Source organism: Haloferula sp., assembly GCF_049672945.1.
In the GTDB taxonomy this organism is placed as follows: domain Bacteria; phylum Verrucomicrobiota; class Verrucomicrobiia; order Verrucomicrobiales; family Akkermansiaceae; genus Haloferula.
Genome location: NZ_JBATWY010000020.1, coordinates 13832 through 35120, shown reverse-complemented (window position 1 = coordinate 35120; position 21289 = coordinate 13832). Strand labels below are relative to the sequence as shown.

General features: G+C 57.9%; 19 protein-coding genes. 10 read left to right on the top strand and 9 right to left on the bottom strand.

What is annotated here, in order from left to right; all coding sequences use genetic code 11:
• Positions 1 to 30 precede the first annotated feature (30 nt).
• Genes WBG04_RS01635 through WBG04_RS01615 form a run of 5 tightly spaced genes read left to right on the top strand, consistent with a single transcriptional unit; the run spans position 31 to position 6266 of the window.
• Positions 31 to 1059 (top strand): rod shape-determining protein, encoded by a 1029-nt coding sequence (locus WBG04_RS01635; protein WP_424312600.1) that lies wholly within the window; start codon positions 31 to 33, stop codon positions 1057 to 1059.
• Positions 1060 to 1090: 31 nt separating this feature from the next.
• The gene (gene mreC / locus WBG04_RS01630) at positions 1091 to 1900 is read left to right on the top strand and encodes a rod shape-determining protein MreC (RefSeq protein WP_424312599.1); all 810 of its coding nucleotides are present in this window, start codon (positions 1091 to 1093) and stop codon (positions 1898 to 1900) included.
• A complete protein-coding gene (locus WBG04_RS01625) occupies positions 1897 to 2490 on the top strand; it encodes a hypothetical protein (RefSeq protein ID WP_424312598.1) in 594 nt (197 codons plus the stop codon). Before mreC ends, WBG04_RS01625 begins: the two co-directional genes overlap by 4 nt.
• Positions 2491 to 2497: 7 nt before the next feature.
• On the top strand, positions 2498 to 4654 hold the full coding sequence (gene mrdA / locus WBG04_RS01620) for a penicillin-binding protein 2 (protein ID WP_424312597.1): 2157 nt from the start codon (positions 2498 to 2500) through the stop codon (positions 4652 to 4654).
• Positions 4655 to 4679: 25 nt separating this feature from the next.
• Complete coding sequence (locus WBG04_RS01615; protein WP_424312596.1) at positions 4680 to 6266, top strand: Rne/Rng family ribonuclease; 1587 nt, start codon at positions 4680 to 4682, stop codon at positions 6264 to 6266.
• Between the two features lie 41 nt (positions 6267 to 6307).
• Here WBG04_RS01615 and WBG04_RS01610 read toward each other — a convergent pair whose 3' ends face one another.
• Positions 6308 to 7801, bottom strand: a complete 1494-nt coding sequence (locus WBG04_RS01610) for a bifunctional metallophosphatase/5'-nucleotidase (protein ID WP_424312595.1) — start codon at positions 7799 to 7801, stop codon at positions 6308 to 6310.
• Positions 7802 to 7897: 96 nt separating this feature from the next.
• Positions 7898 to 9193, bottom strand: coding sequence for a dihydroorotase (locus tag WBG04_RS01605; RefSeq protein ID WP_424312594.1), 1296 nt, complete (start codon positions 9191 to 9193; stop codon positions 7898 to 7900).
• 77 nt (positions 9194 to 9270) lie between these two features.
• Here WBG04_RS01605 and WBG04_RS01600 point away from each other — a divergent pair, with 77 nt between their 5' ends.
• Positions 9271 to 10368: a HupE/UreJ family protein gene (locus WBG04_RS01600; RefSeq protein ID WP_424312592.1), complete on the top strand. Its 1098-nt coding sequence runs from the start codon at positions 9271 to 9273 to the stop codon at positions 10366 to 10368.
• Positions 10369 to 10427: 59 nt separating this feature from the next.
• Positions 10428 to 10733 (top strand): hypothetical protein, encoded by a 306-nt coding sequence (locus WBG04_RS01595; protein ID WP_424312591.1) that lies wholly within the window; start codon positions 10428 to 10430, stop codon positions 10731 to 10733.
• Here WBG04_RS01595 and WBG04_RS01590 read toward each other — a convergent pair.
• Genes WBG04_RS01590 through WBG04_RS01575 form a run of 4 tightly spaced genes read right to left on the bottom strand, consistent with a single transcriptional unit; the run spans position 10730 to position 14710 of the window.
• Entirely contained in the window at positions 10730 to 11416 is a 687-nt protein-coding gene (locus tag WBG04_RS01590; RefSeq protein WP_424312590.1) for an ABC transporter ATP-binding protein, read from the bottom strand. The two genes, WBG04_RS01595 and WBG04_RS01590, sit on opposite strands and share 4 nt — an antisense overlap.
• Complete coding sequence (locus tag WBG04_RS01585; protein ID WP_424312589.1) at positions 11413 to 12414, bottom strand: alpha-L-glutamate ligase-like protein; 1002 nt, start codon at positions 12412 to 12414, stop codon at positions 11413 to 11415. The genes WBG04_RS01590 and WBG04_RS01585 overlap by 4 nt, the downstream gene beginning before the upstream one ends.
• Entirely contained in the window at positions 12411 to 13946 is a 1536-nt protein-coding gene (locus WBG04_RS01580) for a UUP1 family membrane protein (RefSeq protein WP_424312588.1), read from the bottom strand. Before WBG04_RS01580 ends, WBG04_RS01585 begins: the two co-directional genes overlap by 4 nt.
• Positions 13947 to 13978: 32 nt before the next feature.
• The gene (locus tag WBG04_RS01575; protein WP_424312587.1) at positions 13979 to 14710 is read right to left on the bottom strand and encodes a RimK/LysX family protein; all 732 of its coding nucleotides are present in this window, start codon (positions 14708 to 14710) and stop codon (positions 13979 to 13981) included.
• Positions 14711 to 14742: 32 nt separating this feature from the next.
• On the opposite strand from WBG04_RS01575, the gene WBG04_RS01570 reads away from it, so the two are divergent.
• The 3 genes from WBG04_RS01570 to WBG04_RS01560 all read left to right on the top strand — a co-directional run bounded on the left by WBG04_RS01570 (position 14743) and on the right by WBG04_RS01560 (position 18487).
• Positions 14743 to 16158 (top strand): efflux transporter outer membrane subunit, encoded by a 1416-nt coding sequence (locus WBG04_RS01570; protein WP_424312586.1) that lies wholly within the window; start codon positions 14743 to 14745, stop codon positions 16156 to 16158.
• Positions 16159 to 16238: 80 nt separating this feature from the next.
• Positions 16239 to 17432, top strand: coding sequence for an efflux RND transporter periplasmic adaptor subunit (locus tag WBG04_RS01565; protein WP_424312585.1), 1194 nt, complete (start codon positions 16239 to 16241; stop codon positions 17430 to 17432).
• 179 nt (positions 17433 to 17611) lie between these two features.
• Positions 17612 to 18487, top strand: a complete 876-nt coding sequence (locus WBG04_RS01560) for a LysM peptidoglycan-binding domain-containing protein (protein ID WP_424312584.1) — start codon at positions 17612 to 17614, stop codon at positions 18485 to 18487.
• A 126-nt stretch (positions 18488 to 18613) separates the two neighbouring features.
• Here WBG04_RS01560 and WBG04_RS01555 read toward each other — a convergent pair whose 3' ends face one another.
• The 3 genes from WBG04_RS01555 to WBG04_RS01545 are packed head-to-tail and all read right to left on the bottom strand — an operon-like array spanning position 18614 to position 21206.
• Positions 18614 to 19099: an Lrp/AsnC family transcriptional regulator gene (locus WBG04_RS01555; protein WP_424312583.1), complete on the bottom strand. Its 486-nt coding sequence runs from the start codon at positions 19097 to 19099 to the stop codon at positions 18614 to 18616.
• Between the two features lie 32 nt (positions 19100 to 19131).
• Entirely contained in the window at positions 19132 to 20205 is a 1074-nt protein-coding gene (locus WBG04_RS01550; protein ID WP_424312582.1) for a 6-phosphofructokinase, read from the bottom strand.
• A gap of 41 nt (positions 20206 to 20246) precedes the next feature.
• Entirely contained in the window at positions 20247 to 21206 is a 960-nt protein-coding gene (locus WBG04_RS01545) for a D-alanyl-D-alanine carboxypeptidase family protein (RefSeq protein WP_424312581.1), read from the bottom strand.
• Positions 21207 to 21289 lie beyond the last annotated feature (83 nt).

Genomic DNA, 21289 nt, shown 5'->3' with positions numbered 1-21289 from the left:
ATCAATTTTCTCAACTCTCTTACTCTCAGAATGTTTGCAAAGCTTTTCGGAAACTGGTTTTCCAATGATATAGGCATCGATCTCGGCACTGCGAATACCCTCGTCAACGTTAAGGACCAAGGAATCGTTCTGCGCGAACCTTCCGTGGTCGCCGTCAAGGCAGGCACCAACGAAGTGCTGGCTGTCGGCGACGATGCGAAACGCATGCTCGGTCGAACGCCGGGCAACATCATCGCCATCCGCCCGCTGAAGGACGGTGTGATCGCCGATTTCCAAGTCACCGAGGCGATGCTCCGCCACTTTATCCGCAAGGTGAACAAAGGCCGCCGCAACAACCCGCGGGTGGTGATTGCCGTCCCTTCCGGAATCACCGAAGTCGAGCGTCGTGCGGTTTCCGAGTCCGCCGAACAGGCCGGCGCCCGCGAAGTCCACATCGTCGAGGAGCCCATGGCCGCTGCGATCGGCGTCGGACTTCCCGTGATGGACGCCTCCGGAAACATGATCGTCGATATCGGCGGCGGCACCACCGAGGTCGCCCTGATTTCACTTGGCGGCATCGTTTACGCCCGCTCCGTCCGCACCGCTGGCGATGAACTCGATGATGCGATCATCTCCTACATGAAGCGGAACTACAATCTGATGATTGGCGAACGCACGGCGGAGGACATCAAAATCCGACTCGGATCGGCCGCACCGATCGCCAAGGAAATCACCATGGAAGTCAAAGGGCGCGACCTCGTCGCGGGCCTGCCGAAAACGATTACCATCACTTCGCAGGAAATCCGCGAAGCCATGGCCGACCCTCTTTCCACCATCGTTGACGCGGTGCGCACGACGCTTGAGCGCTGCCCACCTGAATTGGCCGCCGACCTCGTCGATCGAGGCATCGTGCTGGCTGGTGGAGGCGCCCTGCTCCGAGGGCTCGACAAGCTTTTGCGTGAAGAGACCGGACTTCCGGTTCATGTCGCGGAAGACCCTCTGAGTGCCGTGGCCGAGGGGACCGGGAAAATGCTTCAGGAAATCGAGGTCCTGAAGCGCGTCACCAACATCACCCGCTGACCGGTCCTCGGACCGGCCTTCCTCATTCCGGATGAAGCCGCTCAATCTGCTGGCTCTGCTTCTCTTTCTCGGAGGTGCCGTATGGGCATTGACGCGAAGCGAGCGCTCCGTGAGAGAAATCCAGGCTTCCTACTACCGCGCGATCTCCCCTTTCCTGACCGCGGGTTCTGCCCTTGAAACCCGTGCGCGGACCTTCATTGACGAGGTGGAGCACTCGGAAATTCTCGAAGCCGAAGTCGAAGCCATGCGCGGCGACTATGGTCGACTGCAGTTGATCGAGTCACAACTGAGAACGATCGAGGCGGAGAACGCCCGTCTCAGGCGTTCGTTGGATTTCAAGGAGCGGACGCAGTTCGATGTGATTGCCGCCCGGATCACCCGGCGCCAACCCTCGACCTGGTGGCAAACGGTTGAGATTGATCGTGGAGAAGAGTCGGGGATTGCTACTGCGTTTACAGTCGTAACGGATCGCGGTCTCGTCGGCAAAGTCGATCAACTCGGCGAGCATCGTTCCAGCGTGATCCTGCTCACCGATGAAGCCTGCCAGGTTTCCGCGCGCGTCGAAGGTAGTCCGGAGGAAGGGATTCTCAGCGGTCAGCGTGTTCACGAAGGTAGCCCGAAGCTGCGTCTGCGTTTCCTCTCGAAGGATGCCCGCCTCAGCAAGGGCATGCGGGTGTTTTCATCCGGTCGCGGAGGTCTCTTTCCTGCCGATCTCCTACTCGGGGAGATTGAGCTGTTGCAGCCCGGGTCACTTGACACGGAGGCGATCGTCACTCCGTCCGTCGATTTTCAGAATCTCGGCACGGTTTTCGTCCTAACCCCCCAAAAGGAGGAACCATGATCCGCTACACGATTTCCCTGCTGATTTTGGTGATCGTTTCGGTGGTCGTCCAACAGTTCATTCCCTCGCTGACCGGTCTCAACGGGTCGCGATTCCTGTTGGTGGCTCTCGTCTTCCTGTGTGCCGCCGTGACGGTGCCCGTTCCCGTCATGCTGCTGCTCGCCTTTGTCTGCGGTTTTCTGAGCGACGCCCAGAACACCCTTGGTCCCCATGGCGGCGACCCGGAAGTCTACACGCGACCGGTCGAGCAACTTCGATTTGGCTATTCGATCGTCATCTACGGCATCATGGGTTACCTGATGCACGGGATTCAGCCGCTCTTCAGACAAGGTCAGTGGCAGTTTTCCGCCATGCTTTCGGGGGTTGCCGTATTTCTCTACCTGATGGGCGAGTATTTGCTCATCAACTTCATTCGTGGCGGGTTCGTCATGAACCAGACGGTGCTTCTCAAGATCGCCTGTTCCTCGGCGATCACGATGATCTTCTCGCCGCTTGTCTTCTGGCTTCTGTTCAGGCTCGCTGACTGGTCTCGCTACACGATCCGCTTCGAAGGTTTGAAAAAGCCCAAACCCAAGACGCTCACTGCCTAACAACTCCATGGAACCTCGACACCGCCTGCGTATCTACCTGCTGACAGCCCTCGTGCTGTTCGGCTTCGGTGCGCTGCTGTCGCGGCTCTATGAATTCCAAATCACCGATGAGGACTACTACAAGTCCCTCGAGCCCGGAGATAGCCTGGTCACCGTCCGGGAACCAGGGATTCGTGGTGCCATTCTTGATCGGAACGGAGTCGAACTCGCCCGCAATCGACGCAACTACGAGGTCTACTTTGATCTTGAGGAAATCCACAAGTCGTACCGGCGGCGGAATGAGATCGATGCCAAGCGTGACGTGGTCACTTCCGAGAAGGGTATGCCGCGGTTGGCCGAGGAGACGGACATCGTCAAGATCGTTAATACGTGGATCATTCCCAGGCTGGCTGAACTCGGCGTTGCCAAGGGATACAATGCGAGCGCACTCAGGACGCACTATGTCACCCACCGGGGGCTGGTTCCGTTTTCCTACAACACGGAACTCGACTTCGATCAGTTCGCCCGACTCGCAGAACACAACCTCGAGGTTCCCGGGGTCTACCTCGATGTGCGTCCCCAGCGCGAGTACCCTTTCAAAGCACTCGGTGTTCATCAACTCGGCTACACGCAACAGTGGGAAAAAGGAGATATTCCGGATGAGGCCAAACGAGTCTTTGATCACTACATCGGTGAAGAGAAAGGGAAGCTCGGTATCGAAGCCACCTTTGATGACATTCTTCGCGGTCGGGAAGGAAGTAAAACCTACGTCAAGAACGAGAAAGGCAAGATCACGAAGCTCGATGATTACAGCGAACCGAAGGTTGGTGCGGATGTTACGCTGACGATTGACGCTCATGCCCAGTATCTCGTCTCGAACGTGCTCCGCCGGGTGGGACGCGGGGCAGCCGTCGTGATGGATGTCCGCACCGGAGAAATTCTCGCCATGGCCTCGGTGCCGGACTACGACCCGAACGACTTCATTCCTAGTATTAACGGAGACATCTACAAGGCCTACCTCGACAATCCGTCGTCACCCTTCACCGATCGATGTATCTCCGGCTTCACGCCGGGATCTACTTTCAAGCTGGGCACGGCATTGGCGGGCGCGCTCAACGGACTTTCGACACGAAGTTTCTCCTGCGATGGCTTCGTCTCCTACGGCAGTTACAAACCCGCCTGCTGGTTGTGGAACATGCGACGGGGAAGCCACGGTTCACTCGGTCTCTCGGAAGCAATTCAAAAGTCCTGCAATCCCTACTTTTTCAAACTGGGCAATACCTTGGGTGCCGACCGCTTGGTCGCCGGTCTCCAGATGCTCGGATTTGGTCAGCCGACCGGGATCCCGCTGCCCAATGAAAGCGGTGGGCGCATTCCGGGAAGCAAGGCATGGAAGCAGGCAAATCGCGGCCGCTCGCTGACATCCGGAGATGTCGCCCAGCTCTCGATCGGACAGGGTGACTCGCTGGCGACTCCCCTTCAACTCTGTGCCATGGTTTCCTGTATTGCCAATGGAGGTCGTTACTACCGGCCTCGTTTGGTCAAGCATGCACGCCTGCCCAATGGGACCTTCCTCGTCGAGGACAAGCCGAAGCTCCGAATCGATTTGATCAAGGAAGGGGTCGAGCCCTCTGAGCTCGAGTTGATTCGTCAGGGCATGTGGATGGCCGTCAACAAACCCGGCGGCACGGCAGGTCGGGCCAAGATTCCGAATGTCGAAGTCGCCGCCAAGACCGGCACGGCCCAGACCTCCGACGACGGCAAGCCCTCGCACAACTCCTGGACGGTTGCTTTCGCACCCTTCGAGGAACCCCGCTATGCGGTTGCCGTTCTCGTCCAGAATGGAAAGTCGGGCGGTGCCGTCTGTGGACCACTCGTGCATCTGATTCTCCGCGGCCTGCTCGCACGCGATGAAGGCATGCGCTTGCCGCTTGCGCCTCTGGAGCCTGCCTACGGCGACAAGGAACCGATTCTCGAAATCGAACTCCCCGAAGATGTTCTTGCAGCCATTGACGCCACCGACATTGGCGAAACCGGCGATGAAACCAGCGACCCGATTGAAGTTCGACCCGCCGTCACTTTGACGACGGAAGCAACCATCACACCAGAACCAAGCATCACTCCTGAAGTGGACGAGGAGGGTGCCGTCATACCGCGGGCACTCCCTGTCGAAGAACCCAACTAAACCAATTTTCAAACCAAGTATTTATATGATCAAACGCATCAAGCGCATTCTCGGAATCGGAAAGCCGAATCCGAAGCAAGGAAACACCATCATCGTCAACGTCGAGAAGCTGGAGCGCCGGGTGGCGCTTCTGGAAGACGGTCTTCTCGAAGAATACACCGTCGAACGCGAAGGCGAGCAGAACATCGTCGGCGGCATCTTCAAGGGCCGCGTCAAGAACATCGAACAAGGTCTGAAAGCCATGTTCGTTGATATCGGTCTTGAGAAGAACGCCTTCCTCCACTTCTGGGATGCCATTCCCGCTGCTCTCGATTCCGGACTTGAGGAGATCCAACGCGGCAACAAGCCGAGAAAGCAGAAGAAGATTACCTCGAAGGATATCCCGAACATCTATCCGATCGGCTCGGAAATCATGATCCAGGTTTCCAAGGGGCCGATCGGCACCAAGGGCCCGCGCGTCACCACCAATATCTCGCTGGCCGGGCGCTATCTGGTGCTGATGCCTTACACCGAGCAGTTTGGTATTTCCCGCAAGATTGATGATCCGAAAGAGCGCGCGCGTCTGCGCAAGATCATGCAGCGGCTCTCAGTCCCGGAGGGGATGGGAATCATCATGCGCACTGTGGCGCTTGGAACCCGAGCCCGTCATTTCGTGCGCGACCTCGCGATGTTGCTCGAGCAATGGCGCTCGGTGGAAGAGAAGCGCGACTCGAAGCCGGCACCCGTCTGCGCCTTTCAGGAGCCGGGGCTCGTCGAGCGCACCGCCCGCGACTTCCTCACCGACGAGGTCGATCAGGTTCTCTGCGACGATGAGGAGACCACTGAGTTCATCCGTGAAGTGGCGGGCAGGGTTTCCCGCAGGGCAAAGCGGCGCATCCACTTCCATGCCAGCAATCAACCGATTTTCGAAAACCTCAATATCCAGAAGCAGATCGATGAGGCCTTCTCAAGACAGGTCTGGTTGAAGTGTGGCGGCTACATCGTCATCGATGAAACCGAGGCCTTGATCTCCATCGACGTCAACACCGGCCGCAATCGCGGGGCCAAGGACGTCGAGAAGATGATTCTTCAGACCAACCTCGAATCCGCCGAGGAGGTCGCCCGCCAGTTGCGACTTCGCAACATCGGCGGACTGGTGGTGGTCGACTTCATCGACATGCGCCATCGCCGCGATCAACAAGCCGTCTACAAGGTGATGCGCGAGCGACTCAAGCGCGACAAGGCCAAGACCCAGGTGCTCCAGATTTCCTCCATCGGGTTGATGGAGATGACGAGGCAGCGACTCAACGAGAGTCTTCGCGACACCATGTTCGAGCCATGCCCGTATTGCGAAGGCAAGGGACGCGTGAAGACTCCGATGACGATGAGCGTCGAGATTCAGCGCAAGTTGGTCACGGTCATCAACAAGCAGCGGGAGCAAGGTGCGGGCGATTTGATCGTTGTCGTGAACTCGGACGTCCTAAATCGTTTCAAGACCGACGACAGCAAGCTGCTTGTCGAACTTGAACGCAGCCACTCCGGGCGGCTTATCTTCCGCTCGGATCCGGCACTTCACCGGGAACGATTCGCCATCATCGACGCCGCGACTGAGAAACCGATCGAGAAATCCTGAAGCGATTCAAGGCACCAATTGTCCACTTGGTGCCTCAATTCTCAGATTTCCTTCTGCTCTAACAACCAGTCGATCAGGGCCGCCCGTGTTCCGATCGAGGTCATGGTGCGCTTGGAACCCGGAAGTTGGGCAACTTTCCTGAGGACCATCATCGATTTTCCTCCGGATTGGGCGTCGTAGGAATTCACGGCGATCCGATAGCGCGTGCCTTCAGTCAGGGGCTGCCCTTCAAGCTTCAGCTCGGCGATTTTGCCATCACCACCGCGAAGGACCTCGAAAGGCCACAGCACCCGGTCTGAGGAGGAAAGACTCAACTCCTCCTCAAGAATCATCTTCAGCTGTTCGGGTTCGAGTTCGAGGGTGACCAGCAGGTTCTCGTAGGGCAGCCAGTTCCAGCAGTCCGCGACCGTTTTGTCACCTGGCTCCACCGCGCCGGTGCCGAAGGTTCCGTGATAAACCCCATCGACTTCGATTCCGTCGCGTTTCAGGGCAGCCTCAAACGCTTTGCAAAAGATGGTCCTGAGGGAGTTTTCGCCTCTCAAGGGAATCTTTCGATTCACGGTGCAAACCTTCCTTTCCATCTGCGCCTCGGACTTTTTCAATTCCGGCTGGGCGATCTCCATCACGGCGGGATCCAATTGAAATCTTCCATCCATCCGAACGGTGAACGCTTTGCGATCGATCAGCTTTCGGGATTCCAGATCGAAGGTCAGATCAACACGACCGCAATGAATCCCATGGTAGCTTGCCTGAGAGCAAATGGTATCGCCTTCGAACCACATGGACCGATCCTGATGGCTGTGCCCTGCAAGATAGACATCCACCCCTTCGACATTCTTCAGCAGAGTCGGGACGGGATTGGCGTAGTCCTCTTCCCAACGCCAGCCCATGTGCCCCATCACGACGATGGCATCCACATTTTCCGCCTTCAGCTCGGCGACGCTCTGTTTCAGAGCCACCTCAGGATCGAATACCCGGACTCCTCCAAGGGTCTCCGGAGCCAACCAGAAAGGCAGTCCCGGCGTGGTCAGCCCGACGAGCCCGATTCGAAAGCCACCGGTATCGCGAATGGTCCAGGGTAGAACATTTTCCCAAGCTCCCTCGATCTTCCCTACGAGGGCGTCACCAATTCTGAGGTTTCCCGCGAGCACTTTGGATTTCGAATGGGCAAACGCTCCTTCAAGCACTTCGCGACCCCAATCGAAGTCATGATTCCCAATGACCCACGCGTCGTAGCCAAGCCGATTGAAGAGATCGATCATGATCTTGCCTTCGGTTTGAAGACCCACCGGAGTTCCTTGATAAACATCCCCGACATCGACCAACAACGAATCAGGGAACTGTTTTCGCCAGCGCCGGATCTGAGTCGCGCAGCGAGCCATGCCACCGACGTCCCCCACCCCGTCGTAATCCACGGTCGGTTCGATATGCCCGTGCAGATCCGTGGTGTGAAAGATCGAAATCGTCTTCGCTCTTTTCTCCTCCACGGCACGAGCCACCAGCATGCTGCTCAGCCAGCCGGCTCCCGTAACCATGAAATCCCGGCGGCGTATTTCCCTAATCATCCTGCTATCTTCGATCCAATTGGGCCATTCCGCAAGCGAGTGTATGGGCCGGGGCCGACAAGTCCCTCAATCCCGCTCCAGCAGCAACTCACCTTTGAGCGCCACCAGGTCGATGCGACCTTTGAGGGTTTTATCCAGAAATGGTGTGTTGCGCGCCTTTGACTTCATGAAGTCGACACTGAAGGTCGTTTCGGCTTCGGGATCAAAGAGGAGGAAGTCCGCGGTCCCGCCTTCAATAACCGGCACGGGATCGATCCCCATCATCCGGCGGGGTTCGGCGGAGTAGCGCTTGACCAGCACATCCCAAGCGAGTTCGCCCGAGGCCACGAAGCGGTCAAACATCGAAACCAGCGCCGTTTCGAGTCCCGTGATTCCGTTCGGTGCCGCCGTGAAATCCTGCGCTTTCTCGAATGGAGTATGCGGGGCATGATCGGTGGCGAGCAGATCAAACACGCCGCTTTTAAGTCCTTCAAGCAGAGCCTCGTTGTCGGCCCGCGTCCGCAGCGGCGGATTCATCTTATAGTGAGTGTCGAAGTCTCCGATATCCTCATCCGTGAACATCAGATGGTGCGGAGAGACTTCCGCCGTCACCTTGACGTCGCCCCTCGACTTCCACCAGGCGATCGTCTCCATGCCCAGCTTGCTCGAAACATGCTGGATGTGAATGTGGGCGCCAGCTGCATGAGCCAGACGGATGTCGCGATCGATGATGATCTCCTCGGCACAGGCAGGGCTACCCTTGATTCCAAGTTTGTAGGCCATCGGACCGTCGTTCAGGGCACGCGGACCGGCAAGTTCGGGCACCTCACAGTGACTCGCAAAGAACATGCCGAATTCACCGGCATACTGCATGGCACGGAAGAGCACGGCGGCATCGCTGGTTGAATCGCCGTCGTCGGTGAGCATCGTCACTCCGAGCGAACGCATCGCATCGATGGCCGCCAGCTCTCTTCCTTCGCGCCCTTTGGTGACGCAGCCCGAGGTATACACCGGGATCCGGGAAACCTCCTTGGCCTTGTCGAGCACCATTTTGACTACCGCCCCGGAGTCGATCGAGGGTGTCGTATTGGGCATCATCACCACTCCGGTGATTCCCCCGTTGATCGCTGCCTCACTGCCGCTCGCAATGTCTTCCTTGGCCTCGCCGCCCGGCTCGCGGAAGTGAACATGAGCATCGAACATCGATGGCATCAAAAGTCGTCCCCGGCCTTCAATGGTGCGGGTTCCGTCGGCTACTTCAAAATGGCTGCCGATCCTTTGGTAGGTCCCGTGCTCGATGAAGACATCGGCCATGGTGAAATCGGGAGAGTCGGCAGAAACAATCTGGATGTTCTTGATCAGGAGCGGCGCGGCATCGGGCATGAACCTTTCATGCCACTCGAACCGCGCAGGGAAAAGCCCGGACTTGTCCTCGGGGCCGGAACCTTCACCATCCGCGGGTGCATCGGCTCCTTGCTCTTGTTTTCCTGGTGATGGTGCCGATGGCTCGAGCTCATCAGATCGCCGAAATGACCCTGCGGATCGACGCGGCGGATGGCCAATTCCGGGCGGTCGTCGAGGCGGATGCGGCTTACATGTTGCCCGAATTCCGAGGTGACGAGGAGATGGCCGCCCAGGACCTCGCCTGGCTGCGTCAGCTGGGGGAATCAGAGTGGAAGCGAATCCGGCGAGAGACCGAGATTTACCTCAGGGAGTGCCTGAGCATTCGAAGCGAGCGAGGCCCGATCCCGTGGTCCCTCACCGTTCCTGATTTTGACCGTGGTCCCCCATCCTTTCTGACGGAGGGCGTTGCTGAAATGCCCCCGATGATTGACGTCGAGATCGATGGCCCGTTTGAGGACGACACTCTGAGTATCGAATGGAAGGAACCTTTCGGCGTGGTCCTGATCGTCCAAAGTGACGAAGAGACGATCCCGATCATCAGCGGCTACTCTGAGCAAGTACTACAAAGGTCCGAGGAAGGTGCTGTCGAAGTCACAACTCCAACACTGGCCGGCTGGATCCACCTTGGCTTCCGCCACATCATTCCCGACGGGCTGGATCACGTGGTTTTCATCGTCGGAATTTTCCTGCTCCTCCCGCAATGGAAGCCGCTATTGGCCCAAAGCCTGGTTTTCACTCTTGCTCACTCGATCACGCTTGCAATGGCTGCCCTCGGCTGGGTGCAGCTGCCCGATCTCTGGGTCGAACTCGCCATCGCGGCCAGCATCGTTTGGATTGGCATTGAGAACCTCTGGCTCAAGAAAGTGGGAAGCAGCCGCTATGTCGTCATCGCTTTGTTCGGGCTGATCCATGGGCTCGGCTTTGCGCGCATGCTTGCCCCGCTGCTTCCCGTTGATCGACCCGGTTCCCTGGTGTTTGGAGTCGCTGGTTTCAATATCGGAGTAGAGCTCGGACAATTGCTGGTTCTCGCCGTGGCCTTCGGGCTCTTCGGCTGGTGGAAAAAGGAGGCCTTTCGCTGGGTGAGAATCATCGGGTCGATCCTGGTGGCGTGCACCGGATTGATGATGTTCGCTGAGCGAGTGCTGGCGAGCTAGTCGGCGACGGCACATTCTCCCTTGATGTCATGAGGGCAAGCGCTGATCGTCCGGACTCAATGAAACGCCTCGCCATTCTTCCCCTGCTCGTCGCAGTTCTGAGTTCCTGCTACTATCAACCTGCTCCCGGATACGGACCCGGCTACAATCCGGGTTATGGTCCGGGTTATGGATCAGGCTACCCGGCCAATGCGGTGAACGACGGCAAGCTCGCCCACAATCAGGGCTTCAACCTCGGGGTCCGGGATGCCCGGCGTGGCCTCGAACCGAAGTATTTTCGCTATGCCAATCTTTACACCAAGTCGACCCAGAAGGACTTTGGCCGCGGCTACATGACCGGCTATCGGACTGTCCGGCCCCGCTAGCAGCGTTGCGAAACTTCAGTGACTAAGGCGGGATTGATGCTTCCGTCCTTGATGATCAATTGCCGATCGCCGCTGTTGGCAAGGCTCGGATCATGGGTCACGACCACGAGTGTCGTGCCGCTTTCACCGGCCAGACCAAGAAGTAATTTCATGACTTCGCCACTATTGCGTGAGTCGAGGTTTCCCGTCGGTTCGTCGGCAAACAAGACGGCGGGGCGATTGACCACAGCCCGGGCAATGGCAACGCGCTGTTGCTCTCCTCCAGACAATTCCGCAGGCAGGTGATCGGCTCGCTCGGAAAGACCAACCCGCTCGAGGGCTTCCTTCGCCTGCTTTTCCGAGTCCCGCCCCCCGATCGCTCCGGGAACCATCACATTCTCCAGCGCGGTGAGTTCCGGAAGCAGCAGGTAGTTTTGAAAAATATAGCCGATATTGATGTTCCTGAACGCCGCCTGCCGCTTCGGGTTCAGGGCGTAAAGATCGGTGCCCGCGATCGAAACGCTTCCTTGTTGGGGACGCTCCAATCCCGCCAGGGTGTAAAGTAGAGTGGACTTCCCCGCGCCACTTGGACCGCAGAGAAATACCCGTTCTCCCTTTTCTATCGAGAGCTCGATACCGTGCAGCACCTCGACCCGCTTTTTGCCGATCTGATAACTGCGGTGAAGGTTGCTGGCCTTGATCATGGTGGGTTGAGGGCATCCGCCTCGGGAAATTTTACGGCGAAGTTCTTTTTCGAGAAGGCGATTTTCGCCGCACGGGATTCGGCTTTGTATTTCGCCGCGCGCTCCACCGCAGGCTCAAGTCGTTTCAGCAGGCCGACACCGTTGGCCATTTGAATCGCCAGTCCGGGTCGGGCGTTGACCTCGATCATTAGCGGGCCCTTTTCGTCGTCGATCATCACGTCGACACCCAGATAACCGAGTCCGGTCATCTCATGACAAGTCACGGCGATATCGAGAATCTTGTCCCACTCCGGTATCTGAATTCCGATCAAGGGGACCTTGAGGTCGGGGTGTACGGTAACCGGCTTGCCGTGATGGATGGCCCGGATCGTCTTCCCGGTCGCGATATCGATTCCCACACCCAACGCCCCCTGGTGGAGGTTGGACCGACCATCGGACTCGCGGGTTGCCGCGCGCAGCATGACCATCACGGGATAACCCTGGAACATGACGATCCGAATATCGGGCGCGCCCTGAAAACTGATGTCGGTCAGGACTTTTGACGACAGCACGCGATACTCGATCAGAGCCACATCACGTCGTCCGCCCAGACTGAAGAGTCCCGCGAGGATATTCGAAATGTGGTGCTTCACTTCCTCCAGCGTGAGGCGCGTGCCACTTGGTTTGATGAACAGTCCATCTTCCTTCCCGGAGATGACGAGAATCCCCTTCCCTCCTGAACCGCGCGCCGGCTTGATCACGAATGAATCGCGCTCCCCCACCATGCTTGCAATGCGACTCATGTCATGGGGATTACTAACGATCCCGTAGGTTTCAGGAATGGCAATTCCGAGCTCTTCCGCCAGCTCCTTGGTCCGAATCTTGTTGTCCACAAGATCGTAGAGCCTCCTTGGATTGTTAGGCAGCACGAAGCGTGCGTTGCGCATGTTGATGCCCACCACGCCCATCTCCCGGAGCTCTCCGGGGGTCCTGAAAAAGCGATGCCACCAACGATTCATTCGTGCGTGCGGAAACTCTTGAATCGGATCAGCTCGCTCAAGCGATAGCCGGTGTAGCGACCGAGCAGGATGATGCCGGCCAAGAGCACCAGAAGCAGTTCCGGGAAATAGAAGGCCCAGTAGCGGATCTGACGCTCCTTCATGAAAAAGAAGGCGATCACCGCGACCAACAGCGACCCTCCAACCTGAAGCATGGCATTGCGCTTGCCTTCCTCCTCCCAGATCAGCGACATGCGTTCGATGGTCCACGCCAGAATGATCATTGGGAAGAGAGTGATCTTCAGTCCATCCCGAATCCCAAGGTGCCAGCTGAGCACGCTGAGGATCATCATCAGCAGCGTCACGATCACCACGCAGGCAGCCACCCGGGGAACGACGAGGAGATTCAGCCGCGAAAGCGCGAATCGGAAGTAGAGACCCGCACCAACAATGACCACGAACATCACCAGTCCGTGCTGCCATTTCATCTCCAGCAAGGAGAGCGCAAGCAGCACCGGCATGAAGGTGCCGAGGGTGGCGATTCCCACGAGGTTGCGAAGCACCACGACAACGAAGGCACCGATTGGAATGAGTACGACGTAGCTGAAAACCTGTCGTTCGGAGGCGGGCAGCCCGAAGATTGTCGAAACCAGCAGGCTCGAGTCCCGCAAGTCGGTGAGGCGATCAAGAGGAATCTGATCCCGAGTGACCGTGAACGTGACTTGGGAATTCTCACCGCCACTCAGATCAAGAAGTGGTTCACCGCCGCGATTCCAGACGAAGGCTGTCCGCCGATCAAGAATTGCCGAGGCATCGTCTGGATCACGAACCTTCCAATAGACTCCGTCGAAATACTCAACCATCCAGATCGGATCCTGAGCACCACGGACTTCTTCAAGTTTCACACCATAGGCCACGCGCGCGGGCACGCCCGCCATGTTCAGAAGGTCGATGCCAAGCCGAGTCAGGGCACTATCGCCGGCCTCCTCTTCGTAGTGACGCTTGAGGAGTGCGATTTCCGGTGAACTTCCGATCGCGGTAATTTCTCGAAAGACGCCGACAAAAAGTGAATCGGGATCCGATGATAACTCCTTGGCTCTCCGGACGACATTTTCGGCGGCGGAACGGAGGCTTCCGGAAAGGCCCGGATCTTCTGGAGTAGGTGCCTCGCCGGACTGGGGGATCGGATCGCCACTCTTAACTCCCTGATCGGCGAAACGAACCCGATAGTAGAGAGCCTGATTGTCGATCATCTCGTCGGCCGACCAAATCGCCGAATACTCGCCCTGATTTCTCTCAACGACAAAACTGTAACCCGCAGAACGAGCGTCGAATCCCAAGTTCTCATCGATGGCCACGGCGGGCAATGAAAGCCGCGCATTCACCGGGCTGCCAGTTGCGATAAAACTGACCTTTGCCTCCACCAGCCACTCGGCCGGCTTGTTTCCTACCATCACGGGGATCCCGAGATACACATGCTTGTAAGCCGCGATACCGCCACCTGTCAGGGTCAGGATCAGGACGATGGCGAAAAGCTTGATTCGTGAAGCCATGGGATTGCGGGAGGACACAGACGCGGACGAGCTCAGCGCATCAGCTTTTTGTCCGCAAGGTAGGCCCGACTGGAGTCGACCCATCCGAGTTCCTTGATCGTCCGCCGACCGATGAGGACTGGGCTCAGCATGTTTGATCGATTATTGAGCGTGAAGTCGGCCTTGAGCTTCCGGTCGCCGATGACGAATCCAAGCCGGACGACTTCTCGCGATTCCGACTCCCCTCCCGGCTCCTTGATTCGCGCAATACGCACGAGAGGTGCTTCGATCCGCAGTCTCTTGGAATCCTTGTCGCTGGGATCGACGACGACGAACCTCACCCACTTCTTGCCATCTCTTTCGAAAAGTTCCTTCTCCTCGGCATGGATCGAGCTTGTCAACGCACCCGTGTCCAACTTCGCCTTCATTCTTTCTTCCAACTTGCCATCGCTCACCGTCACATACTCCCTCCATCCATAAATCTGGACGGGATCGGCTGAAACCGGTCGTGCGACGGCGACCGCGATTTCCTCATCTTCGACCTTTTTCGGATCCTCCGTTTCGTCGGATGGGGTTGCTGACTCCTCGTCAGCCTTCTCAGGTGCGGCCTTCTCCGGTTTTTTTTCCTCAGGCGTCTCCTTTTCGGGTGGCGCTTCCTTTTCTTTCTGGCTAGCGGCTGGCTTTTCCTCAGTGACAGCCTGATCGGCCGCTGTTAACAGCGCGGCAGAGCCCCACAGATAGAGTAGGCAAATTAGGAACGTAGAGACCTTTCGTTGATTCGTCACGCGGGCTGACTATCACCACCTGTTATTGGAGAATGCAATGGAATTTCGCGAAAGCCACTTGGGCACTCTTCATTTGTATGACGGGCTTCACCGCTTGTCATTCCTTGCAATTTGAGGCTCCGGAGGAATCGTATGCCCTATCCCCCCCTGCCGCGTGGAAGGCCTCAGCGAAAGGGAATCAGGGGAAGATCAGTCAGGGATGGCTGTCTGATTTTCACGACCCCAGGATGAAGGCTGTGGTTGACCGGGCGATGGCGCAAAACCAAGACCTGGCCGCCGCGGCCGCCAGAATGCAGGAGGCCGAATATCTGAGAATCGCCGGGAAGTCCCGAGGCCTGCCGAATGTATTGCTCTCATCATCCGGCGCCTACTCGATGTCTGGCAATGGTCCGGCCGAAAGTTCGGAGTCCGAGCGCTACGGCCTCAACCTTTCGGCCTCGTGGGAAGTCGACGTTTGGAAACGGCTGCGTGATTTGAACCAAGCCGACGATGCCGACATGGCGTCCGTTCGTGCACTCTACCGGGGGGCTCGCCTCTCACTTGCCGCCAGCGCTGCCAAATCCTGGTGCAATCTGATCGCCGCGGAACAGCAGCTCAATCTGTCGAAGGTCATCCTCGATTCATTCGAGCGAAACCTTCGCATCAGCGAGCGAAACTATGTCGGCACCGGCCAAGGCTCGCTCGACGTCCAGTTTGGGCGAACCAATGTCGCGGCCGCTCGGCGTAGTCTTGAAGCGAGTATCCAGGCCCGCGATGAAGCCGCACGCACGCTCGAAGTCCTATGCGGGGATTATCCTGCCGGAAGTTCGAGGGCGGGATCTGAACTCCCCGTTCTCAAAAAGGGCGTTCCAGCCGGCATTCCAGCGGGGCTTGTCGAGCGCCGACCAGACTTGGCAGCAGCCAGGGAACGAATTTTCGCCACCGCGAAGCGTGCCGACGCCTCCCGCAAGAATCTTCTTCCCAACATCCGACTGACAGGCGGCGGGGGTAATACGGTTTCAAACTTCAACAACCTTCTGGATCCCAGCTATCTGGCGGCATCGGTTGCCGCAAGTCTCGCCCAAACAGTCTACTCCGGTGGCGAACTTAGCAACGTCGCGAGGGCGTCCGTGGAACGCAACAAGGCGGTGATCAATGACTACTGCCAGACGGCTTTGGAGGCTTTTCGCGAGGTGGAGTCGACGCTTTCTGCCGATACGTCGCTCGCATCCCAGGAAGTCTTTCTCATGACGGAAGTCGAGCAAGCCCAGCTCGCTGAGAAGCAGTCAACTCGGGACTACGCCGACGGCATCGAAGGGTCCGACATTCTCGATGTGCTCGAAGCCCAGCGAAGGGACAATAATGCCAGGCTGAGCCTGATTCGTCTCCGGAACCAGCGCCTTCAGAACCGCATCGACCTCCACCTCGCGCTTGGAGGCGATTTCAGGACCGAAGATTCGGCAAAATGACCCGCAAGGTTGCCCTCTAGCGCTTCGTATTTGGCATTAAGCCAGAGCGTGACAACTATTTCTCAGGCTCGTCCGCACCCATGCTTGTCCGCATTCTCATACCTTTCCTGATCCTGCTGTTTGGAAGCATCTTCGCATTCCAGCTTTCGAAGTCGATCGAAGCTCCCAAACCAGAACATCACGAGGAGCAGAAACTGAAGTCCGAAGTCAGCGAGCTGATCCGCGTGGATTTCCCGATCATCCTGGAGAGCCAGGGGGTGGTGCGCGCTCATTACGAGACGACGCTTACCGCTACGATCTCGGGTTCGATCATTCAAATTCATCCGTCCTTTGAAGACGGTGCTTTCTTTGAAAAGGACGAGGTCTTGGTCGAATTGGATCCCGCTGATTTTGCGGCCGCAGAGGCAGGGGCTTCGTCGCGTCTCGCGCGGGCCGAGGCGGCGCTCGCCCAGGAAGAAGCCCGCGCCAAGCAGGCGCGACTCAATTGGGAGGACCTCGGATACGAGACGGAGCCTTCCGAACTCGTGATGCGCGTCCCTCAGCTCAAGGAAGCCCGCGCCAATGTTGATGCCGCCCGCGCCGAACTGGATCAGGCGGAACGCAATCTTCTACGCACTAAAGTAAGGGCTCCGTTTGCGGGGCGAGTCAGAAGCCGCGACGTCGGTCTTGGTGAGGCGGTCGGTGCTTCCACTCCATTGGGCGAAATCTTCGCCACCGACTTCGCAGAAGTCCGTCTCCCGCTCACTCCTGAGCAGCTCGCCTTTATCACCCTTCCCTCCCATACCGACGATCCAGAGATCCCGGTCACCCTCACGGATGCCCTCGGTCAGGCCGTCGATGAAGAACCGTCCACCTGGCAGGCAAGAATCGTCCGAGCCGAAGGCACCTTGGATGAATCCTCGCGCGAGTTGTTCGCCATCGCCCGCATCGATGACCCCTTCGGACTGGAGATCGGGAAGCCTTCCCTTCGGGTCGGACAGCCTGTCCGGGCCGCCATTGAGGGCAAGGTGCTCAAGGACGTTTTCGTCATTCCACGGGAGGCTCTTCGCGGAGTCAACGTGGTCTATCTGATCAATCGTGAAGACCCAGCCATCCAGCGCACCTTGATTGAGCCCATTTGGTCGAGTGCCGAGGTGCTCGTCGTTCGCGAGGGTCTCGAAAACGGACAGTGGCTCTCCACCACACGCTTGCCCTACGCTCCGGATGGCGCTCCCGTCGAGGTGGTCCAGCCTCAATCCTCCGCCGCCAAGGCAGCGGCTCGGTCAGATTCCTGAGCTGTTGCGGGCTCCGCCTTGCCGCACCTCCGTCCACGGACCGTGCCTCATCCGCTCAGGCTGCGGGCGCCCACGCGGAGAAATCGCTCATCCCGCTTAATTTCGTAAATATTAATATTTAAGTTTCCTTAACTTTGTAATTGCGCCTTTCAGAAGTTTTTGAAAGTCTTCGCGCCGTTATGAAGAAGCTTTCTTTACTCGCGATCCTGCCGCTGCTCGCATTGTCTGAATCGACCAAGGCGGAAACCAGTATCGCGGTGTTGGAACAGCGTTGTTCGGAGCAAGAGCGCCAGATTCGTCAGCTCGAAGAGGAAAACAGCCGCCTGCGGAGCCTGCTCGAAACTTCATCCAGAACGCAGACAACGACAAAAACGGTCGAGAACGCGACTCAAAACACCCCACCCGCCCCTGATCCCAAGCCGGTGTATTATACGGTTTCCCGTGGCGACACTTTGAGCCGGATTGCCCGTAAGAATGGCACCACTCCAGAGGTGCTGGTCAAACTGAACAAGCTCAAGGACGCCAGTCTGATTCGTCTTGGTCAGAAGCTCCTCCTCCCCGCGAAGGAAGTTCCGGTCGCCGATGCCGGCACTCGCAAGCCAGAGCCGAAACCTGCTGAGAAAGTGACGAATGCACCATCGGCCCGCGGCGGCACCCATACCGTCAAGGAGGGAGAGACCTTTTTTGGCATTGCTCGAAAGTATGGATTGAGCGTGGAAACCCTCGCAGAGGCGAATCCTAATGCGAATCCCCGTGCGATCCAGGTCGGTCAAAGTCTTAAACTCGTACCTCGCGAAACCGAAGCCGTCGCCCAGAAGCCGCCCGCAACTAAAGCGGCCGATGCACCGCAGCTTTCATCCACCGAATCACCAAAGCCTGTAAGTAACAAACCTCTCATCCGCTCCGTTCGTATCGAAAAGGAGATCACTTTCGGGGACTTTGCCAAAGCCCATGGCATGGAACCCGCAAAACTGAATGCCCTCAACGGTCTTCATCTCGAGACGAACACGGTCCTCGCAAAAGGATCGGAGCTCTATGTTTCCGCTCAGCCCTGATAAAAGAGCTTCGCTTCCCCAAGAAGATACCCGTTGACGGGTATGCCACCCCATCCGGAACCAGTTTTCGGATGGGGTTTTTTGGCTCAGACGAATGGGATGCCCGACGACTTGAAACAATCGATCTCAGGGAGCGACTTTCAGTCTCTCCGGGGCCTCCGTTTTATCAAAGAGAAACCCGTTTTCCTTGTAGGTCTTGAGCCGGAAATGGGTGGCAGTTGAGAGGACGCCATCCATCGTACTGAGTTTCTCCGAGACAAAGCGTGCCACATCACGAAGATCTTTTCCTTCGACCACCACCATGAGGTCGTAGCCACCGCTGGCCAGATAGCAGCTCGTCACTTGCTCGAAGCGGGCAATCCGCAAGGCAAGCCTGTCGAAGCCGCCACCACGTTCCGGCGTCGACTTGACCTCAATGAAGGCCGAGACATCCTCGTCCCCAGCACGGGCTGGATCGACGACCGCTTGATAGCCCGCAATGGTTCCATCCGCTTCCCATCCGGAAATGCGGGCGTGGACCTGGTCCTCGGTCAGTGAAAGGGTTTCAGCCAGTTCCTTGTGGGTGTAGCGTGCCTTGAGGCGGAGTAGCTGGAGTAATGGGTCAATAGACATGAGATAAGTAGTTGGATGACGGATTCATCGCTTCAGTCACCGAGTGAGATACCAATCGCCCTGGCGGCATCGACCATCTCGCTGTCGGGTTCGACCACACGAAGCTTGTTCACGGCTTCCTCAATCGGAACGGAGTCCACATGGTAGGCTTGGTAGCTGACCATCCGACCAAAGCGGCCTTCTTCGGCAAGCTTTGTCGCCATGACACCAAAACGGGTCCCAAGAATCCGATCGAGCGCCGTCGGGGCGCCGCCCCGCTGGAGGTGACCGAGGGTACAGGCACGCGTCTCCTTGCCGGTGAGAGTCTCAATCCGCCGCGCCACAATATCACCAATTCCACCGAGACGAACCTCTCCGCCGGCATTCTCGTGGATGGTCACGAGTTCACCGTCAGGGAGCTTTGCTCCTTCGGCGACCACGACCAGGGTGCTGTGCTGGCCCTGGGCATCACGCTGGCGAATGACTTCCGCCACTTTCTCGGTGCTGAAGGCGATCTCAGGCAGCAGGATCACATTTGCTCCACCGGCGATCCCGCCCCATAGGGCGATCCACCCGGCATGGCGTCCCATGACTTCAAGCACCATCACCCGCTTGTGGCTTTCCGCCGTGGTGTGAAGGCGGTCAAGGGCGTCGACCACCGTGCTCACGGCGCTGTCGAAACCAAAGGTCATCGCGGTCGCCTGAAGGTCGTTGTCGATCGTCTTTGGAACGCCAATGATCGGCCAACCTTCGCGATAAAGCTGCAGGCCGGTGGTCAGCGAGCCGTCACCGCCGACGATGATCAGCGCGCGGATCTCCAGTTGGTCGAGGGTGCGCTTGGCTTTCGAGACGATCTCGGCCGGCACTTCAGCTAGATTGCCCTTGCCGATCTTGGCCGCAAAATTCCCTTTGTTCGTCGTGCCGAGAATCGTGCCGCCGAGTTTGACGATGCCAATGGTGTCCTTTGGCTTGAGCACCTTGTAGTCGCCCGGTGGCAGCAAGCCCTCGAAGCCGTCCTTGAAGCCGATCACTTCCCAACCGAGTTGATCTGCTGCGCCCACGACACCGTGGATCACTGCGTTGAGTCCGGGGCAGTCGCCACCGCTGTTTAGAATTCCGATTCTCATAGTAGAATAGATGGAGAGGTGTTTCAGTTCATGCGGAAAGTCTAGCGCGGATTCGGAACCTGAAGAATCTCGCGTTTTCGGTCCTTCACCGGTGCCCCGGCATTGACCCATTGGTCATAGACTCTCCAGCCCTGCGGAATCAGTGCTTGTGCGCGACCAAAGCGATCGGGGCTGTTGAGCAAGACGATGATCAACCGGCGTGGTGTGACCCCTTTGCTGCCATCGGCTTTGGGGCGAATGAGGGGATCCCGCTCGACTGAGATCGAGAGACATGGACCCGCCGCGCGGGTCGTGCCGGTCTTGACTCCCAAAATGATGTCGGAGACGAGTTCATTGGTATTCCTGAGGTTGAAGGCCCTTGTCCCTTCCACTCCAGTAACCGAAATCTGTCGCTCCTTCTGGCGAGACACGAAGGTGAATCCCGGACGTCTCATGGCATAGATCGAAAGCTTCGCCATGTCTGCCGCAGTGGAAGTCCCCGCCTTGCCTTCAAGCTCGAGCCCATGCGGATTGATAAACCGGGTTTTCTTCATCTCCAAAGCGTCGGCAAGAACATTCATTTCTCCAACGAACGCGTTGATCGGTTCGCCAGAGCGTCCTTTCCGCGCAAGAAACTCCCGCCCAACGTGGTCCGCCAGCGTCAGCGCCGCCATATTGTCGGAGCCCAGCAAGGTTGAGTAAAGGGCGGCCCGCAGCGTCAATCGATCGCCGGGCACCAAACTCATCGGATTCGGGCCCGGAGTCATCGCCACCACCTGAGGAACGATGGCTTCACGGGTATCCAGATCCACTCCGGCAGCCTCCGCCCAGTCAACCACCATCACCCCGGTGGCGATCTTGGTCAGACTGGCGACGGGACGCTTCTCCGTTGAGTTCCTTGCAATCAAAACCTTGCCGGAATGGGCCTCGACGACCATCATGGCCTCATTTCCCTGAGACAGGGCAATATCCATGGTAAAAAGGCAGATGGCGGTGGCAAGGCAGGTAATGGCTCGAATCATGGGCGACGCGTCAAAATGTAGCGTTCACTCCGCACGGCTCAACTCCAAAGCCTGAGAATGCAATTCGCGCCTTGCCATGCCCA

What these genes read in the sequence shown, in the direction of transcription:
- WBG04_RS01635 (WP_424312600.1), top strand. Translation starts at nt 31, where the DNA reads ATGTTTGCAAAGCTTTTCGGAAACTGGTTTTCCAATGATATAGGCATC.
- mreC (WP_424312599.1), top strand. Translation starts at nt 1,091, where the DNA reads ATGAAGCCGCTCAATCTGCTGGCTCTGCTTCTCTTTCTCGGAGGTGCC.
- WBG04_RS01625 (WP_424312598.1), top strand. Translation starts at nt 1,897, where the DNA reads ATGATCCGCTACACGATTTCCCTGCTGATTTTGGTGATCGTTTCGGTG.
- mrdA (WP_424312597.1), top strand. Translation starts at nt 2,498, where the DNA reads ATGGAACCTCGACACCGCCTGCGTATCTACCTGCTGACAGCCCTCGTG.
- WBG04_RS01615 (WP_424312596.1), top strand. Translation starts at nt 4,680, where the DNA reads ATGATCAAACGCATCAAGCGCATTCTCGGAATCGGAAAGCCGAATCCG.
- WBG04_RS01610 (WP_424312595.1), bottom strand. Translation starts at nt 7,801, where the DNA reads ATGGTTACGGGAGCCGGCTGGCTGAGCAGCATGCTGGTGGCTCGTGCC.
- WBG04_RS01605 (WP_424312594.1), bottom strand. Translation starts at nt 9,193, where the DNA reads ATGCCCGATGCCGCGCCGCTCCTGATCAAGAACATCCAGATTGTTTCT.
- WBG04_RS01595 (WP_424312591.1), top strand. Translation starts at nt 10,428, where the DNA reads ATGAAACGCCTCGCCATTCTTCCCCTGCTCGTCGCAGTTCTGAGTTCC.
- WBG04_RS01590 (WP_424312590.1), bottom strand. Translation starts at nt 11,416, where the DNA reads ATGATCAAGGCCAGCAACCTTCACCGCAGTTATCAGATCGGCAAAAAG.
- WBG04_RS01585 (WP_424312589.1), bottom strand. Translation starts at nt 12,414, where the DNA reads ATGAATCGTTGGTGGCATCGCTTTTTCAGGACCCCCGGAGAGCTCCGG.
- WBG04_RS01580 (WP_424312588.1), bottom strand. Translation starts at nt 13,946, where the DNA reads ATGGCTTCACGAATCAAGCTTTTCGCCATCGTCCTGATCCTGACCCTG.
- WBG04_RS01570 (WP_424312586.1), top strand. Translation starts at nt 14,743, where the DNA reads ATGCAATGGAATTTCGCGAAAGCCACTTGGGCACTCTTCATTTGTATG.
- WBG04_RS01565 (WP_424312585.1), top strand. Translation starts at nt 16,239, where the DNA reads ATGCTTGTCCGCATTCTCATACCTTTCCTGATCCTGCTGTTTGGAAGC.
- WBG04_RS01560 (WP_424312584.1), top strand. Translation starts at nt 17,612, where the DNA reads ATGAAGAAGCTTTCTTTACTCGCGATCCTGCCGCTGCTCGCATTGTCT.
- WBG04_RS01555 (WP_424312583.1), bottom strand. Translation starts at nt 19,099, where the DNA reads ATGTCTATTGACCCATTACTCCAGCTACTCCGCCTCAAGGCACGCTAC.
- WBG04_RS01550 (WP_424312582.1), bottom strand. Translation starts at nt 20,205, where the DNA reads ATGAGAATCGGAATTCTAAACAGCGGTGGCGACTGCCCCGGACTCAAC.
- WBG04_RS01545 (WP_424312581.1), bottom strand. Translation starts at nt 21,206, where the DNA reads ATGATTCGAGCCATTACCTGCCTTGCCACCGCCATCTGCCTTTTTACC.